General features: G+C 59.7%; 12 protein-coding genes and 3 pseudogenes. 7 read left to right on the top strand and 8 right to left on the bottom strand.

Annotated features, from left to right (window positions below):
• Positions 1-44 precede the first annotated feature (44 nt).
• The 3 genes and pseudogenes from leuS (at position 45) to holA (ending at position 4177) form a co-directional block, all read left to right on the top strand.
• Positions 45-2662 (top strand): annotated as a pseudogene (gene leuS / locus AC0L37_RS18800) (leucine--tRNA ligase).
• Positions 2649-3155 carry a hypothetical protein gene (locus AC0L37_RS18795; RefSeq protein WP_282222361.1) on the top strand — a complete coding sequence of 169 codons (507 nt, stop codon included), beginning with the start codon at positions 2649-2651 and terminating at the stop codon, positions 3153-3155. Before leuS ends, AC0L37_RS18795 begins: the two are co-directional and overlap by 14 nt.
• Positions 3155-4177 carry a DNA polymerase III subunit delta gene (holA, locus tag AC0L37_RS18790; protein ID WP_282222362.1) on the top strand — a complete coding sequence of 341 codons (1023 nt, stop codon included), beginning with the start codon at positions 3155-3157 and terminating at the stop codon, positions 4175-4177. The genes AC0L37_RS18795 and holA overlap by 1 nt, the downstream gene beginning before the upstream one ends.
• 25 nt (positions 4178-4202) lie before the next feature.
• Here the strand turns inward: holA and AC0L37_RS18785 are convergent, their stop codons facing one another.
• From AC0L37_RS18785 to hemE, 8 genes and pseudogenes are all read right to left on the bottom strand, one after another.
• Positions 4203-5075 carry a ParB/RepB/Spo0J family partition protein gene (locus AC0L37_RS18785; protein WP_212659979.1) on the bottom strand — a complete coding sequence of 291 codons (873 nt, stop codon included), beginning with the start codon at positions 5073-5075 and terminating at the stop codon, positions 4203-4205.
• Between the two features lie 10 nt (positions 5076-5085).
• A complete protein-coding gene (locus tag AC0L37_RS18780) occupies positions 5086-5886 on the bottom strand; it encodes a ParA family protein (protein ID WP_212659980.1) in 801 nt (266 codons plus the stop codon).
• 24 nt (positions 5887-5910) lie between these two features.
• The gene (gene rsmG / locus AC0L37_RS18775) at positions 5911-6558 is read right to left on the bottom strand and encodes a 16S rRNA (guanine(527)-N(7))-methyltransferase RsmG (RefSeq protein WP_212659981.1); all 648 of its coding nucleotides are present in this window, start codon (positions 6556-6558) and stop codon (positions 5911-5913) included.
• Entirely contained in the window at positions 6558-8420 is a 1863-nt protein-coding gene (gene mnmG, locus AC0L37_RS18770) for a tRNA uridine-5-carboxymethylaminomethyl(34) synthesis enzyme MnmG (protein WP_282222363.1), read from the bottom strand. The genes rsmG and mnmG overlap by 1 nt, the downstream gene beginning before the upstream one ends.
• Before the next feature lie 83 nt (positions 8421-8503).
• A pseudogene (gene mnmE, locus AC0L37_RS18765) lies at positions 8504-9795 on the bottom strand (tRNA uridine-5-carboxymethylaminomethyl(34) synthesis GTPase MnmE).
• Between the two features lie 52 nt (positions 9796-9847).
• Positions 9848-11114, bottom strand: a pseudogene (gene rho, locus AC0L37_RS18760) (transcription termination factor Rho).
• Between the two features lie 183 nt (positions 11115-11297).
• Complete coding sequence (gene hemJ, locus AC0L37_RS18755; RefSeq protein ID WP_212659984.1) at positions 11298-11723, bottom strand: protoporphyrinogen oxidase HemJ; 426 nt, start codon at positions 11721-11723, stop codon at positions 11298-11300.
• Positions 11724-11753: 30 nt separating this feature from the next.
• Positions 11754-12779, bottom strand: coding sequence for a uroporphyrinogen decarboxylase (hemE, locus tag AC0L37_RS18750; RefSeq protein WP_282222364.1), 1026 nt, complete (start codon positions 12777-12779; stop codon positions 11754-11756).
• A 434-nt stretch (positions 12780-13213) separates the two neighbouring features.
• Between hemE and AC0L37_RS18745 the strand changes: the two genes are divergently transcribed.
• From AC0L37_RS18745 to dnaQ, 4 genes are read left to right on the top strand one after another with little or no spacing between them, the layout of a single operon-like run.
• On the top strand, positions 13214-13816 hold the full coding sequence (locus AC0L37_RS18745; protein ID WP_282222957.1) for a Maf family protein: 603 nt from the start codon (positions 13214-13216) through the stop codon (positions 13814-13816).
• Positions 13813-14640, top strand: a complete 828-nt coding sequence (locus tag AC0L37_RS18740) for a shikimate dehydrogenase (protein ID WP_473313725.1) — start codon at positions 13813-13815, stop codon at positions 14638-14640. The genes AC0L37_RS18745 and AC0L37_RS18740 overlap by 4 nt, the downstream gene beginning before the upstream one ends.
• Positions 14641-14642: 2 nt before the next feature.
• Positions 14643-15236 (top strand): dephospho-CoA kinase, encoded by a 594-nt coding sequence (gene coaE / locus AC0L37_RS18735; RefSeq protein ID WP_282222365.1) that lies wholly within the window; start codon positions 14643-14645, stop codon positions 15234-15236.
• Positions 15237-15950 (top strand): DNA polymerase III subunit epsilon, encoded by a 714-nt coding sequence (dnaQ, locus tag AC0L37_RS18730; protein WP_269371305.1) that lies wholly within the window; start codon positions 15237-15239, stop codon positions 15948-15950.
• Positions 15951-16005: the final 55 nt, after the last annotated feature.

The raw sequence follows: 16005 nt of genomic DNA, 5'->3' as shown, positions 1-16005 counted from the left end.
GACCTTCCAGCGTGCGTTGCGACATTCACCCGAGGACGAGCCAAGTGAGCGGCGAACGCTACAATCCGCGCGAGATGGAACCCAAATGGCAGCAGGTCTGGGATCAGGCCAAAAGCTTTGTCACATCCAATGATGACCCGCGCGAACCCTATTACGTCCTTGAGATGTTCCCCTACCCTTCGGGGCGCATCCACATGGGTCATGTCCGCAACTACTCCATGGGCGATGTGGTAGCGCGCTATCACCGCGCCAAGGGCAAGAATGTGCTCCATCCCATGGGTTGGGATGCGTTCGGTCTGCCAGCGGAAAACGCCGCAATCGAGCGCAACACCCATCCGGGCACCTGGACGCGCCAGAATATCGCCTCGATGAAGGCACAGTTGCAGTCCATGGGTCTGGCGATCGACTGGACCCGCGAGATCGCCACCTGCGAGCCGGAATACTACCAACACCAGCAGGCCATGTTCATCGACATGATGGAAGCGGGCCTGGTCACGCGCAAACAGTCCAAGGTCAACTGGGACCCCATCGACATGACCGTGCTAGCTAATGAGCAGGTCATTGACGGCAAGGGCTGGCGCTCGGGCGCCCCTGTGGAACAGCGCGAACTGACCCAGTGGTTCTTCAAGATTTCCGATTTCGCCGAGGATCTGCTCGCCGGGCTTGATACGCTCACCGAATGGCCTGAAAAAGTACGCGTCATGCAGCGCAACTGGATCGGCAAGTCCGAAGGACTGCGCCTGCTGTTTGCACTGGTTGAGGGCAATCAGACCAACGCCAAGTCGATCGAGGTTTTCACCACCCGTCCCGACACCATCTTTGGCGCCTCTTTCATCGCGCTCTCAGCCGATCATCCGCTGGCCACCCAGCTGGCTGCCGACAATGCCGAACTGACCGCCTTCATCGCTGAGTGCCATGCTCAGGGCACTGCGACAGAAACCCTTGAAAAGGCAGAGAAAAAAGGCGTCTTCACCGGCCTGCACGTGCAGCACCCGGTGATCGAGGGCGCTACTCTGCCCGTCTATGTCGCCAATTTCGTATTGATGGATTACGGCACCGGCGCCATTTTCGGCTGTCCTGCCCATGATCAGCGCGATCTGGATTTCGCGCGCCGTTATGACCTGCCGGTCAAGCCCGTGGTGCTGCCCAGCGGCGCCGATGCCGCGAGCTTTGCCGTCGCCAACGAAGCCTTTACCGATGCCGGCACCATCTTCAATTCCGGCTTTCTGGATGGACTGACGATTGACGAGGCCAAAAAGGCCGCAGCGGCCCATTTTGAGGCCCGCACCGTCGACGGCAGGCCGCAGGGCACGGTCGAGGTCAATTACCGCCTGCGCGACTGGGGTGTATCTCGCCAGCGCTATTGGGGTTGCCCGATCCCCGTGATCCATTGCGAGGTCTGTGGCACCCTGCCCGTGCCCAAGAAGGATCTTCCTGTCGTGCTGCCTGAGGATGTCAGCTTCGACAAACCCGGCAATGCGCTTGATCATCACCCCACCTGGAAGCACGTTAACTGTCCGCAATGCGGCGGCGCAGCGCGGCGTGAAACCGATACCATGGACACCTTTGTGGATTCGTCCTGGTACTATACCCGCTTCACCGCACCGCATGCGGCGACGCCAACCGTGCCCGAGATTGCCAATCGCTGGCTACCGGTCGATCAGTATATTGGTGGCGTCGAGCATGCGATCCTGCACCTGCTCTATTCGCGCTATTTCACGCGCGCCATGAAGGCGACGGGCCATGTGGGGCTCGACGAGCCGTTCAAGGGCCTGTTCACCCAGGGCATGGTCACCCACGAAACCTATAAGTCGCCCAAGGGCGAATGGGTGGCGCCGGCCGATATTGTGGTCGAGACCAATGGCGAAACGCGGAGCGCCAAGCACCTCAAATCGGGCGAGACGATTGCCATCGGCTCGGTCGAAAAAATGAGCAAATCCAAGAAAAACGTCATCGACCCTGATGAGATCGTCGCGACCTATGGCGCCGATACCGCGCGCTGGTTCATGCTTTCGGATTCTCCCCGGAGCGCGATGTGCAGTGGACCGAATCCGGCGTCGAAGGCGCCAGCCGCTTCCAGCAGCGTGTCTGGCGTCTGGTTGGTGAAACGATCGAGATCGTTAAACAGTCTTCGCAGACTGTTCGCGTAAAGGACGACGACGAGGGGCTGGCGCTGCGCAAGATCATCCATCGCGCGGTGCACAATGTCGGTGCCGATATCGAAGGCCTGCGCTTTAACCGCGCTGTGGCCCAGATCTATGAACTCACCAACGCCTTGGTGCGCGCCGAAGGTATTTGCGCCGTGGCACCTGCCAGCCGCCTGGCGGCACTGGAGCTTGGTGTTTCCCACCTGATCCAGGTGATTGCGCCGATGATGCCGCATCTGGCCGAAACCTGCTGGGAAGCCCTGGGAAAGACTGGCCTTGTGGCCGACGCCCCCTGGCCTGACGTCGATGAGAGCCTTCTCGTCGACAATGATGTGACGCTGCCCATCCAGTTCAACGGCAAGCGCCGCGGCGAAATCACTGTTGCCAAAGGCATGCCGGCCGCCGAAGTGGAGAAACTTGTCTTGTCTATGGACGAGATTATCCGCATTCTTGACGGCAAGGCTCCAAAAAAGATCGTCATCGTCCCGGACAGGATCGTCAATGTCGTTGTCTAACGCGCTTCGCCGCACGGTTCTGGCTGGTTTCATGCTCGGCATCGTTGCGGCGCTGGGCGCCTGCAGCTTCTCCCCGGTTTATAGTGGCACCTTGGCAAGCCAGCCTTCGCTGAACCTGGCCTATGCCAAGCCTGCCAATCGTCTCGAACAGCTGATTTATCAAGAACTAGCCTTGCGCTTGGGCGAATCGACTGCGGAAACCGCCCCGCTCGCCACCGTCTCGGCGAGTGCCGGTGGCGGCGACATGCTGGTTACCGGTAACCCCAGCCCCGCCATTCCGGTTGAGGTTAAGGTCACCGCGACCCTGATAATTACGGTACGCGACGGCAGCGACGCCGAGGCGCGCAGCTTCACCCGGACTGCGTCGGCGAACTATACCCGCTCGGGCCAGATCGTGGCTGATAATGCCGCCGCCGATGAAGCGGTAGAACGCGCCGCCAGAGGCGCTGCCGAATCATTGCGTTTGGCCGTTTTGGCGGGTCTGAACCGCTAATGGCGGCACTGAAGGCCCATGAGGTTGCACGCTTTCTCACACGCCCGGACGTTGATGAGGGTATCTTCCTGGCCTATGGGCCTGACGCCGGTCTGGTACGCGAGACAGCACAGCGCCTGATCCGAAAATTGAGCGGCGACGACCCCGAATCGGCCAGCATCGTGACCCTGGACGGTTCCGAAGTTGATGCTGATCCATCTATTCTCGCAGTCGAAGCCAAGACCATCTCCCTGTTTGGCGGCAAGCGTATTGTCCGTGTCCGTGGCGCGGGCAAGTCACTGGTTATGACCCTCACTGAACTGCGTGACGATATGCAAGGCGCCTCTATCGTGCTCGAGGCTGGCAATCTCCCTCCCAGAGACGCCCTGCGAGCCCTTGTGGAGGCCGCAAAGAATGGCCGGGCCCTCCCCTGCTATCCCGACAGCGATGAGGCGCTGGCGGCCCTTATACGCGACACGTTCAACCAACAGGGCATTCGTGTGGACGCCGACGTCGTCGGTATACTGCGCGAAATCCTCGGTAATGATCGCGAAATCACCCGTCGCGAACTCGAAAAGCTCTGCCTCTACGCTGCCGCGAGCAAGGAGCTCTCACGCGAGGACGTGCTATTGCTCTGTGCCGATAACGGTATGCTGGTGATAGACGCCATTCTGGACGCCACTGGCGGCGGCCATGCCGAGCGGCTCGAATTGGCGCTCAATCGCGCCCTGTCGTCAGCCGTTGATCCGCAGCGATTACTGCGTATGTGCATGATTCACTTTGATAATTTGCGCCGTTGGCGGACCGAAGTGGATTCCGGGAAGGCGCCGCGGGCCGTGCTGGACGGCCAACGCCCCAAGCCACACTTCTCCCGCATTGGCGCTCTAGAGCAGCAATTGCGACTCTGGTCCGATAATGCGCTGGCGACGGCAAGCGCCCGCATTCTGCAGACGACCGCCGACACCCGCCGCCGGCCGGGTCTGGCCGAACCGGCCTTGCGGCGTACCTTGCTGGCGATATGCATGATGGCAGCGGCCCGCTAGGCCCGCCGCAGCGTTTCACGTGAAACTAGTTCGAGCCGGTTAGCTTGAGGCAGATACCATCAAGCTGCTCCAGCGTCTTGTAGCGTATCTCAAGCTTGCCGCCACGATCGCCATGCGAAAGCGAAACCGACAGACCCAGGGCATCTGCCAGACGCCGCTCAAGCGCCACAGTATCCGGGTCTCGCACGCTCGCCGATGCACTGGGTTTCTTTGTCCCGGCAATGTCGCGCTGCTGGCTCAATGCTTCTGCATCCCGCACCGACAACCCCCCGGACACGATCTGCCGCGCCAGTGTAGCCGGATCCTCAGCCGTAATCAGCGTCCGCGCATGACCGGCCGTCAGCGATCCACTCGACACCATTTCGCGCACGTCTTCGGGGAGGCGCAGCAGACGCAGCGTATTGGCCACGTGAGAGCGGCTCTTGCCGATCACCTGGGCCAGATCCTGCTGGGTATATTCAAACTGCTCGATCAGCTGACCATAACCCATCGCTTCTTCGAGCGGATTGAGATCGGCACGCTGCACATTCTCGATAATCGCGAGCTCAAGCGCTTCCTTGTCATTCACGTCGCGAATGATAACGGGCACATCATGCAGGCCAGCGCGCTGCGAGGCGCGCCACCGGCGTTCACCCGCGATCAGCTCAAAGATGTTGGGATCGTCGCTCGGGCGGACCAGCAGGGGCTGCATCACGCCCTTCTCGCGAATCGAGTTCGTGAGTTCTTCCAGCTGCTCGTCATTGAAGGTGCGGCGGGGATTGGACCGGTTAGCAATGATAAAATCAACCGGCAGGCGCTTGATCCCGCCCGATTCGGTGACGCGCGCACCCTCGACAGTGGCCATATCGCCAATCAGGGCGGCCAGCCCGCGGCCAAGACGTGTGGGTTTTTCGTTCATGGACGGGCTCCTATGCCGCGTTGAGCTGCCGCTCGCGGCGGATCACTTCGGTTGCCAGCCGCAAATAGGCCTGGCTGCCGGCACATTTCAAATCATACAGCAAAGCGGGCTTGCCATAGGATGGCGCCTCCGACAAGCGGACATTGCGTGGAATGACCGTGTCATAGACCAGCGACCCCATTTCGCTGCGCACGTCGTGCAGCACCTGTTCGCTGAGATTATTGCGCTTGTCGAACATGGTCATCACCACACCCTGGATCGACAGCCGTGGGTTGAGCGTCGAGCGAATCTGCTCGATGGTCTGCAGCAGCTGGCTAAGACCCTCCAGCGCGAAAAACTCACACTGCAGCGGCACTAGCACCGCGTCTGCCGCGACCAGAGAGTTCACCGTCAACAAGTTCAATGATGGGGGGCAGTCAATAAGGATATAGGAGACCGGCTTCTCATTGATCGTCAAATCACCAAGCTGCTTGAACGCATTACGCAGTTTGAAGGCACGATCCCCATGTTCTGCGATGGTCAGCTCAACGCCCAGCAAATCCATCGTCGAGGGCACAATGGCCACGTTGGGAACGCTGGTCATGATGGCTGCTTCGGCGACCGTCGCTTCGCCGACCAGCAGATCATAGGATGAAACCTCGCGATCCGTCCGCGAAATGCCCAGCCCCGTGGACGCATTGCCCTGCGGGTCAAGGTCCACAATCAGGACGCGTTCGCCGATGGCAGCCAATGCCGTGGCAAGGTTGATGGCCGTCGTGGTCTTACCCACGCCACCCTTTTGATTGGCCAGTGTCAGGATACGGGGCGCCACTATCGGCCTCCAGCTCGTTCGCCGCTAACTTACTGATTTCGCTTTCAAATCTGAAAGCGTAAGCAAAACACCGCTTCGATCGGTGTCGCTAGGCGTTAATACCACGTTAAAGTCCCACAGCGCACCCGTTTCCGCGAGTTCTTCAACATGTTCCCGGCCTTTGTGCAGAATCGCCCGGGTTTTCGGCGTCACAAAGGGCTGCATCCAGCTGCAGAGCTGCGGCAAGGAGGCCAAAGCCCGCGTGGTGATGACGTCCGGGGCTGGTGTTTCACGTGAATCAACCTGATCCGTGCGACGTCCCTCGACGCTCACCAGCAAGCCAAGCTCCCGTGCCACCGTCCGCAAAAAGCTGACCTTGCGGCCATTCGGTTCAATCAGGGTGAACTGCCGATTCGACCCCTTAAGGGCGATCGCCAACGGCAGGGCCGGCAGCCCCCCGCCGCTACCAAAGTCCAGGAATGACTGATCAGTTTCCGTCAGTAGCTTAAGCACCTGCAGGCTGTCTGCGAAATGCCGGGTCCAGACTTCATCCAGTGTTTCACGTGAAACAAGATTCTGTACACTCTGCCATTTCCGCAGCAGCGCAGCATAGGATTCCAGATCCGCGCCAACCTCATCCAGGCCCCGCGCAAAATAGGGGGTGTAGGGGGCTATTGCCGAATAATCTGCCATTAGCTGGCCTTTCGCAATTCGCCACGCCGGATCACGGCTAGCAACAACGTGACGGCTGCAGGCGTCATGCCGTCCATGGCTTGCGCCTGGGCTATTGTCTGTGGGCGATACTGGTCCAACTTCTGGCGAAGTTCCATCGAGAGGCCGGGGATAGCCTCATAATCGATACCATCGGGAATAGGTTTTTGTTCGTCTCTGCGGACCGCATCAATATCGTCCCGCTGTCGATCGAGATAGACCGCATACTGAGCATCGACGACCAATTGTTCGATCACAACCGGCGCAATTTGTCCGATCTCGGGCCAAAGCCGGCTGACATCTGTTGGGTCGACGTCCGGATAGGACAGCAGATCAAACGCCGACCGTGATTTACCGTCTTCGTTGACTGCAATACCTGCTTTTCGCGCCGCGCTGGGCGTTGTCGACAAGGACGTCAGCAAGCGCATGCCTTTGGCCAAGGCCTCGGCCTTTGCCGTAAATAGAGCGGTTCGCTCCTCACCCACCAAGCCGGTAGCAATTCCCAGAGGGGTAAGCCGTTGATCGGCATTATCGGCACGCAAGTGCAGGCGGAACTCGGCTCGGGAGGTGAACATGCGGTACGGTTCGCTTACCCCCCGCGTCACCAGATCATCCACCATCACGCCAAGATAGCTTTCGGTGCGAGACAGCACGAGACGCTCACGCCCCGCTGATGCCAGTGCTGCATTGGCACCCGCCAGCAACCCCTGCGCACCGGCCTCTTCATAGCCCGTTGTTCCGTTGATCTGCCCAGCCAGATACAGCCCGGGCTGACGCTTGACCTCCAGCGTCGGACGCAGTTCGCGCGGATCAACATAGTCATACTCAATCGCATAGCCCGGGCGAACGATCTTCACATTTTCCAGACCGGGCATCGAACGCAGAAACGCTTCTTGCACATCCGCTGGCAGGGATGTCGACAGGCCATTGGGATAGATCGTGGTGTCATCCAGTCCCTCTGGCTCGAGGAAAATCTGATGACTGTCGCGATCGGCAAAGCGAACAACCTTGTCCTCGATCGAGGGACAGTAGCGCGGCCCGCGGCTGCTGATCTTGCCCGAATACATCGCTGAGCGATGCAGATTGTCCGAAATGATCTTGTGCGTTTCTGCGGTCGTTCGCGTGATGTGGCAACTCACCTGGGGGGTGGTGATCGCCTGCGTCATCGCGGAGAACGGCTCAGGTGGTGTATCGCCGGGCTGCTCGTCAAGTACCGAGAAATCAATGGTGCTACCATCAAGGCGTGCCGGCGTGCCCGTCTTGAGACGCCCGAGTTGCAGCCCCATCGCTTCAAGGCGCGTGGATAATCCCAGGACCGGTGCTTCACCCATGCGGCCCGCAGGCGTGGTTTGCTCACCGCGATGAATCAGCCCGCGCAAAAAGGTACCGGTTGTGAGGACCACAGCCTTAGTACCGAAAGCGCGACCGTCCAGTAGCTTGACACCGGTAACGATACCATCGCTGACGATAATATCGTCCACTTCGCCTTCGATTACCGTTAGATTGGCCTGGCGCGAAATCGCCGCCTGCATCGCATTACGATACAGCTTTCGATCCGCCTGCGCTCGCGGTCCGCGTACCGCCGGGCCCTTGCGGCGATTGAGCACGCGGAACTGGATACCGGCTGCATCGGCGACATGGCCCATCAGACCATCGAGCGCATCGATCTCGCGAACGAGGTGGCCCTTCCCCAGACCACCAATAGCGGGATTGCAGCTCATTTCGCCGATGGTTGCAAATTTGTGGGTGACCAGCGCTGTCGGGACGCCCAGGCGTGCCGATGCCGCCGCGGCTTCACAGCCGGCGTGACCGCCCCCAACGACGATGACCGCGTAATCATTCATAGGTCTGATCTCCAGACGGGCTCAATAGGCCAATGTTTCACGTGAATCAATTCCGCACCAAGCATGGCAGTGTTTCACGTGAATCATTTGCCGATGCAGAAACTGGAAAACAGCCGGTCCAACACGCGTTCGGCGTCCAGTCGCCCCAGTAATCGTTCCAGCGCCTGAGAGGCCAATCTAAGGCTTTCGGCCGCGATTTCAGGGACCTCAAGCTGCGTCTGGGCACTATCCAGTGCGTCGATGGCGCTCGCCAGTGCGACCCGGTCGCGGGCGCGGCTGATCAATGCGGGCTCGCCGCCCATAATGGTGCGCCCAATTGACTCGATCGCTTCGAGTAATTCGGTCAGGCCCGCACCTGTAGCTACCGAAACCAGATGATCAACGTCGGGCGCCGCGCCTATGTCTTGCTTGGTCCCGATACGTAGATCGGCCCCGGCCCTCAAGGCACTATCGGTTTCCTCTATATCGGGCGCAGATAGCCATAAGACGATATCAGCGTGGCTGATTGCATGTCGGGCGCGCCGTACGCCCTCCGCTTCCGCTTTGCTATCCGTCTCACGCAGCCCCGCCAGGTCGAGAAGGATGTAGAGTTGACCGTGAATGTCCAATGGGACTTCACGAACGTCGCGCGTGGTGCCGGCTTCATCTGTCACAATGGCAATGTCGGATCGCGCCAGAGCATTGAGCAGGCTGGATTTTCCGGCATTAGGGGCGCCCGCGAGCGCCACGCGAATACCTTCGCGCACCACGCGACCATGCTCGGCCGATGCCAGCGCCAGACCGATATCGCTTTGAAGGGTGGCAATGCTGGAGCCGAAGCTTTGCGGCAAGGCATCGCTGACATCACCTTCGTCGGAAAAATCGAGCCGTGCCTCGATCTCGGCGCGTAGATCCAGCAGTTGATGGCGCCAGCTGTCGACATGCTGGCTCAGACCGCCTTCAAACCGGGCAAGCGCCTGACGGCGCTGGTTCTCTGTTTCTGCCTCAAGCAGATCGCCCAGGCCTTCGATTTCGACCAGATCGAGTTTGCCGTTTTCAAATGCCCGACGGGTGAACTCGCCAGCTTCGGCCAGGCGAGCCCCCTGGGTTGTCAGTAGCTTGAGGATAGCGCGTACGCCGGCTGGCGAACCATGCACCTGCAATTCCGCGCAATCTTCGCCGGTAAAACTGTGCGGTGCTGGAAAATAGGCGACTAGGCCGCGATCAAGCAGCGACTGGTCCCCGATGGGGCGCAAGCTCAATCGGCGGGGCTCTGGCAGGCCACCAGCGACGCTTTTGATGATTGTCGCAACATCGGGACCCGAAAGGCGGATGACCGCCACCCCGAAGGCGGTGCCCCGGAGGACAACGCCACAATTGTGTCGCCCGACCGCATCTCGATCAGGCCAGGTCATGGGCGGCAGCAATCAGCAACACGCCCATGGCTGTTAGGTGTTCATCGAGTCGAAGAAGTCGGAATTCGTTTTGGTCTGACGAACCTTGTCCATCAGGAATTCCATGGCATCAATCGTCCCCATTGGATTGAGGATACGACGCAACACGTACATCTTCTTGAGAATATCGGGTTCGATCAGCAGCTCTTCCTTGCGCGTGCCCGACTTGGTGATGTCGATGGCAGGGAAGATACGCTTATCAGCAACCTTGCGATCCAGAATGATTTCCGAATTGCCGGTACCCTTGAATTCTTCAAAGATCACTTCATCCATACGTGAGCCGGTATCGATCAGCGCAGTGGAGATAATGGTCAGCGAGCCACCGTCTTCGATGTTGCGGGCGGCACCGAAGAAACGCTTCGGACGCTGCAGGGCGTTGGCATCAACACCACCGGTCAACACCTTGCCCGACGATGGCACCACAGTGTTGTAGGCGCGGCCCAGGCGGGTGATCGAGATCGAGCAGAATCACCACGTCATGCTTGTGTTCAACAAGGCGTTTGGCCTTTTCAATCACCATTTCAGCGACTTGCACGTGTCGGCTGGCAGGTTCATCGAAGGTCGAGGAGATGACTTCGCCGCGCACCGAGCGCTGCATATCGGTCACTTCTTCGGGCCGTTCGTCGATCAGCAATACGATCAGATAGCATTCAGGGTGATTGGCGGCGATTGATTGTGCAATATTCTGCAACAGTACCGTCTTACCGGTACGTGGTGGCGCAACAATCAAAGCGCGCTGCCCCTTGCCCAATGGTGCCACCAAATCCAGTAGGCGCGCCGAACGATCTTTGACGGTCGGATCGGGCATCTCCATGCGGAGGCGTTCTTCAGGATAAAGCGGGGTGAGGTTGTCGAAGTTGACCTTGTGGCGAACCGCCTCAGGATCCTCGAAATTGATGGTGTTGACCTTGAGCAGCGCAAAATAGCGCTCGCCATCCTTGGGAGACCGGATCTGGCCTTCAACCGTGTCGCCGGTCCGCAGACCAAAGCGACGGATTTGCGAGGGGCTCACATAGATATCGTCCGGACCGGGCAGATAGTTTGCGTCCGGGGAGCGCAGAAAACCGAAACCGTCGGGCAGGATTTCAACGACGCCTTCGCCGGTGATGTCCACTTCCTGGGCGGCCAGTTCCTTGAGAATGGCAAACATCAATTCCTGTTTGCGCATGGTCGAAGCGTTTTCGACCTCGTGTTCTTCGGCGAACACCAGCAATTCGGCCGGGGATTTGGCCTTGAGCTCACTGAGCTTCATATTCTGCATGTAATCGATAAACCCTTGAGGGAAATCTGGACGACGAGTCTATTTGGGAGGGTAGGCACCGCGCAGCGACCCGGGCGGGTCAGCTTGTGAAATGGGATGCGTTAAAAGCCACATAACCCGATCTGGCGGTTGTTTCAAGGTTGAACCGTCGCCCAACCGCCAGATTCACGTGAAACAGCGATTTTAGAATGGCCGAACGATCACCATGATCACGATGATGATTGCCAGAACGAAGGGAATTTCATTGATCGCCCGGTAGAATTTGTGACTGCGGGTATTGCGGTCCTGGGCGAAGCCCCGCAGCAGGCTGCCGTAAAACCCGTGCACGCCACTCAGTGCGATAACCATCACCGCTTTGACCCACATCCAGCCCTGGGAAAAATCGACCAGTCCGAACCCGAAGGCCAGCCACAAGCCAAAGATCCAGGTGGCCAGCATGGCCGGGGTGATAATTCCCCGATAAAGCCGTCTTTCCATGACCTTGAAGGTCTCGGATTTGTCCGAGCCCACCGCCGCGTCAGCGTGATAAACAAACAGCCTTGGCAGGTACATCATGCCCGCCATCCAGGCGATCACCGAAAGCACATGCGCGGCCTTGACCCATTCCATGCCCGCCAACTCCTCAACAGTTCAGCAGATTTAGCCGTTCTTGACCCGCTCGATCAGCCGGGCGACATTCTCGATAGGTGTTTCTGGCACAATGCCATGACCGAGATTGAAAATGTGTGGCCTGTCGCTGAAGGCCTTAATGATCGCGTCAATCCGGTTGTCCATCTGCGCGCCGCCGGCCACCAAGCGCAGCGGATCGAGATTGCCCTGAACCGGCAGATCCTTGGGCAGGTGCCTGGCTGCAAAATCCAGCGGCGTTGCATAGTCCAGACCCAGCGCATTGACCCCGGTGGCGGCTGCATAGCGCGCCAGATTGCCCGCAGCACCCCTCGGAAAACCGATAATGGGCGCATTTGGCACCTTGGCGCGTACGCCCTCGACAATTCGGCGATTGGGATTGATCACCCGCTCGTCAAAAGCCTGATCATCCAGATTAAGGGCCCAGCTCTCGAACAGCTGCACCACATCGGCACCCGCTGCAAACTGGGCCACCAGATAATCGATACTGGTCTGCACCAGAATATCCATCAGCTGACCAAAAGCTTCCGGGTGACGCACGGCGAACAGTCGCGCCGCGGCCTGATCAGTCGATCCACGACCGCCGATCATATAGGTCGCCACGGTCCAGGGAGACCCGCAGAAGCCGATCAGGGTCTTTTCAGGCGCCAGCGCTGCTCGTAAGCCTTTCAGGGTCTCCAGCACGGGTGCCAGATGATCCAGAGCCTTCTCTGGCGTCAGCGAAGCGATACTGGTTTCATCGATTGGGTCGAGAATGGGTCCTTCGCCCTGCGCGAAGCGAACCGTCTGCCCCAGCGCATCGGGGATCACCAGAATGTCCGAGAACATGATCGCTGCATCGAGATCAAACCGTCGAAGCGGTTGCAGCGAGACTTCAATCGCCAGCTCGGGGGTATAGCAGAGATCAAGGAACCCCTTGGATTGGGCGCGCGTTGCCCGATACTCAGGCAGATAGCGTCCGGCCTGACGCATGATCCAGATGGGCGGTCGTGCCTGGCGCTCACCGAGCACGGTTGCCAGCAATGGTTTAACGGTCACGCCTGACTTCCTTCCAAAACCCCTAAAGAGTCTTTCTGACTTAGTATTTGTATTATCATGGCGGTGTTTTGAGGCAATTCATGACCATCCACAATCACCCTGGCTCGTGGCACAAGCGCGCAGCCCCATGGTTAAGACGGTGTTAACACTGTCGGTGCCCGCACATGGTTACCAGTCCTTAACACGTCTTAACGAAAGCTTAACGGGCCGACTCCGGAGTCAACGATTCGCTGCGCGCGTGTGCAAAACCGCTTGGCGGGTGAATAACGTCGTGGATGAGTTATCCCCAGAGCTATCCATAGCCCGCCGGCAGACAGGGGCTGGGCCGAACTGTTAATAGATTGGTAACCAAGTCGAACAAGTTTGCCGATCAGCCAAAGTCATGAGTCATTGTCACAGCTTGGGCTTGAGCTGGGGATGACAGTGTGGAAAACATGCTAGCCATGCTGATCCTTGCGTCCAAGAGCACCACCCGCAAAGCCCTGCTAGAGCAGGCCGGACTGGGTTTTTCCACCGCCCCCGCTGCCATTGATGAGCGGGCACTGGAAACGGCCGCCATTGCTGCCGGCGGCGATGGCCGTGATGTCGCCCTGCTGCTGGCCAGACACAAGGCTGAGGCGGTCGCCAAAACCCATCCCGGCGCCATTGTGATCGGTGCCGACCAGACATTGAGCCTGGGCACCGAGCTTTTGCACAAGCCCACTGACCGCCATGATGCCGCCACCCAGCTCGACCATCTGCGCGGCAAGACCCATCGTCTGCATGCGGCGGTGACACTGATCCGCGATGATGTCCTGCTGTGGTCCGACATTCAGACCGCTGAGCTGACCATGCGCGAGTTCACCGCCCAGGAGCGCGACGATGTGCTCGATCGCGAAGGCGACGCCATTCTGGCCTCGGTTGGCGGCTATCGGCTCGAAGGGCCCTCCATTCGCCTGTTCGACAAGGTGGTTGGCGACTATTTCACCATTCTGGGCCTGCCCCTGCTGCCCTTGCTGGCGGCGCTGCGCATGATTGCCCCCGAGACGCTGCAGTGATCATCAAAGCCTTTGTCATCGGTCATCCGATCAATCACTCGCGCTCGCCCCTGATCCACGGCAACTGGCTGGCGCAACACGCCATTGCCGGCAGCTATGAAGCGATCGATGTAGCGCCCGCCGATTTGCCAGCCTTCTTCCAACGCCTGCGCAGTGGCGAATTTGCCGGCGGCAATGTCACTATCCCGCATAAGGAAGCCGTGTTCGCCCTTTGCGACAGCATTGATCCCCTCGCCACCACCATTGGCGCGGTCAATACGCTGGTGGTCAACAATGGCCAGGTGCATGGCACCAATACCGACTATCTCGGCTTTCTGGGCAATCTGGACGCCGGCGCGCCCGGTTGGGACCGTGCCGGCCGCGCCGCTATCGTGATGGGGGCTGGCGGTGCTGCCCGGGCCATTCTGGTGGCCCTCAAGAGCCGCAACATCCCTGTTCACCTGCTCAATCGCACCCGTTCCACCGCTGACAAGCTGGCAAGAGAAATTGGTGGGGCCATCACCGCCGGTGCGCTGGGCGATTTCAACGCCCTGGCGCCGGGCGCGGGCCTTGTCGTCAATACCACCTCGATCGGCATGCACGGCACCCGGTTTAAGGATCTGGCCCTCGACCACTTGCCTGACGACGCGCTGGTCACCGATATTGTCTATGTGCCGCTGGTAACTCCCTTGCTGGCCGATGCCCGCGCTCGTGGCCTCAGAACGGTCGATGGGCTGGGCATGCTGCTGCATCAGGCCGTGCCGGGGTTCAGCGCCTGGTTCGGCGTGCGCCCTGATGTGACACCGGCCCTGCGCGCGACCATTGAAGCGGCGCTGGAGCATTGAGCATGTGGCGCATTGGAGTGACCGGCTCGATCGCTACCGGCAAATCCACTGTGTTGCAGGCCTTTGGTGATCTCGGTGTTCCGGTATTTTCTGCCGATCAGGCCGTGGCCGAGCTCTATAGAGGCCAGGCAGTGGCCCCTATAGAGACGCTGTTTCCCGGCACGGCGCGCGATGGCGCCATCGACAAGGCAGCCCTGTCGCGCGCGCTGACGGCCGATCCATCTGGCTTTGCGCGCCTTGAAGCCATCGTGCACCCTCTGGTGCGCGAGCGCATTACCCGGTTTTTCGAAGACGCTCAGGCGCAGGGTCACAAGCTGGCAGTTGTTGAGGTCCCCCTGCTGTTTGAAAGCGGCTTCGACTATGGTTTTGACGCAGTTGCGGTGACCTGGGTCGATCCCGCCATCCAGCGACAACGTGCCCTGGCGCGTCCAGCAATGAGCGGGGAAAAGCTCGACACCATCCTTGCCCGCCAGATGCCACAGGCCGAAAAGAAGGCACGGGCGAGCTATCTGTTTGATACCGCCATGCCGATCGAAGAGACCCGCGAGATGGTCGCCGCTCTGGTGGCTGCAATTCGCGCCAGGGATGCCAGCTAAATGAACCGCGAGATCGTCCTCGATACCGAAACCACCGGCCTGTCCCCCGCTTCGGGCGACCGTCTGGTTGAAATCGGCTGCGTTGAGCTGATCAACCACATTCCCTCGGGCAATCACTACCACGTCTATATCAACCCGCAGCGCTCCATGCCCGAAGAGGCGTTCCGCGTGCACGGGCTGAGCGAGGAATTCCTTGCCGACAAGCCCTTGTTTGGGGACGTGGTCAGCGATTTTCAGGCGTTTATCGGCGACGCCACACTGGTCATCCATAACGCGCCCTTCGATATGGGCTTCCTCAATGCCGAACTGGAACGTGCAGGCCACAAGCCATTAGCCAACCCGGTCATCGACACAGTCATGCTGGCGCGCCAGAAGCACCCGGGTGCCCGTGTCAGCCTTGATGCGATGTGCAAGCACTACGGCATCGACAATTCGCGCCGCACGCTGCATGGGGCCCTGCTCGATAGCGAAATCCTGGCTGAGGTCTATCTCGAGCTGCTGGGCGGCAAGCAGGTCAGCCTCGCCCTGATCGCCGAAAGCAATGTGTCGGGCGCTGATGCCATCGCCACCCGCGTCACCGCCACTGCGCGGCCAACGCCGCTGCCAAGCCGGCTCACCCAGGCAGAAGCTGAGGCCCATGCCGCCTTCATCGGCAAGCTCGGTGACGACGCCATCTGGCAGAAATACCGCCAGAACGTCGCTTCGGCCTCCTGATACCAGCCAACAAAAAACCCCGGAGTGATCCGGGGCTCTTCAAATTCATATTCAG

The sequence above is a fragment of the Devosia sp. J2-20 genome, from assembly GCF_055808475.1.
The sequence above is the reverse complement of the archived record's forward strand: the minus strand, read 5'-3'. Positions and strand labels throughout refer to the sequence as shown.

Coding starts and splice junctions, on each gene's coding strand:
- AC0L37_RS18795 (WP_282222361.1), top strand. CDS start 2,649: ATGTCGTTGTCTAACGCGCTTCGCCGCACGGTTCTGGCTGGTTTCATG.
- holA (WP_282222362.1), top strand. CDS start 3,155: ATGGCGGCACTGAAGGCCCATGAGGTTGCACGCTTTCTCACACGCCCG.
- AC0L37_RS18785 (WP_212659979.1), bottom strand. CDS start 5,075: ATGAACGAAAAACCCACACGTCTTGGCCGCGGGCTGGCCGCCCTGATT.
- rsmG (WP_212659981.1), bottom strand. CDS start 6,558: ATGGCAGATTATTCGGCAATAGCCCCCTACACCCCCTATTTTGCGCGG.
- mnmG (WP_282222363.1), bottom strand. CDS start 8,420: ATGAATGATTACGCGGTCATCGTCGTTGGGGGCGGTCACGCCGGCTGT.
- hemJ (WP_212659984.1), bottom strand. CDS start 11,723: ATGGAATGGGTCAAGGCCGCGCATGTGCTTTCGGTGATCGCCTGGATG.
- AC0L37_RS18745 (WP_282222957.1), top strand. CDS start 13,214: ATGCTAGCCATGCTGATCCTTGCGTCCAAGAGCACCACCCGCAAAGCC.
- coaE (WP_282222365.1), top strand. CDS start 14,643: ATGTGGCGCATTGGAGTGACCGGCTCGATCGCTACCGGCAAATCCACT.
- dnaQ (WP_269371305.1), top strand. CDS start 15,237: ATGAACCGCGAGATCGTCCTCGATACCGAAACCACCGGCCTGTCCCCC.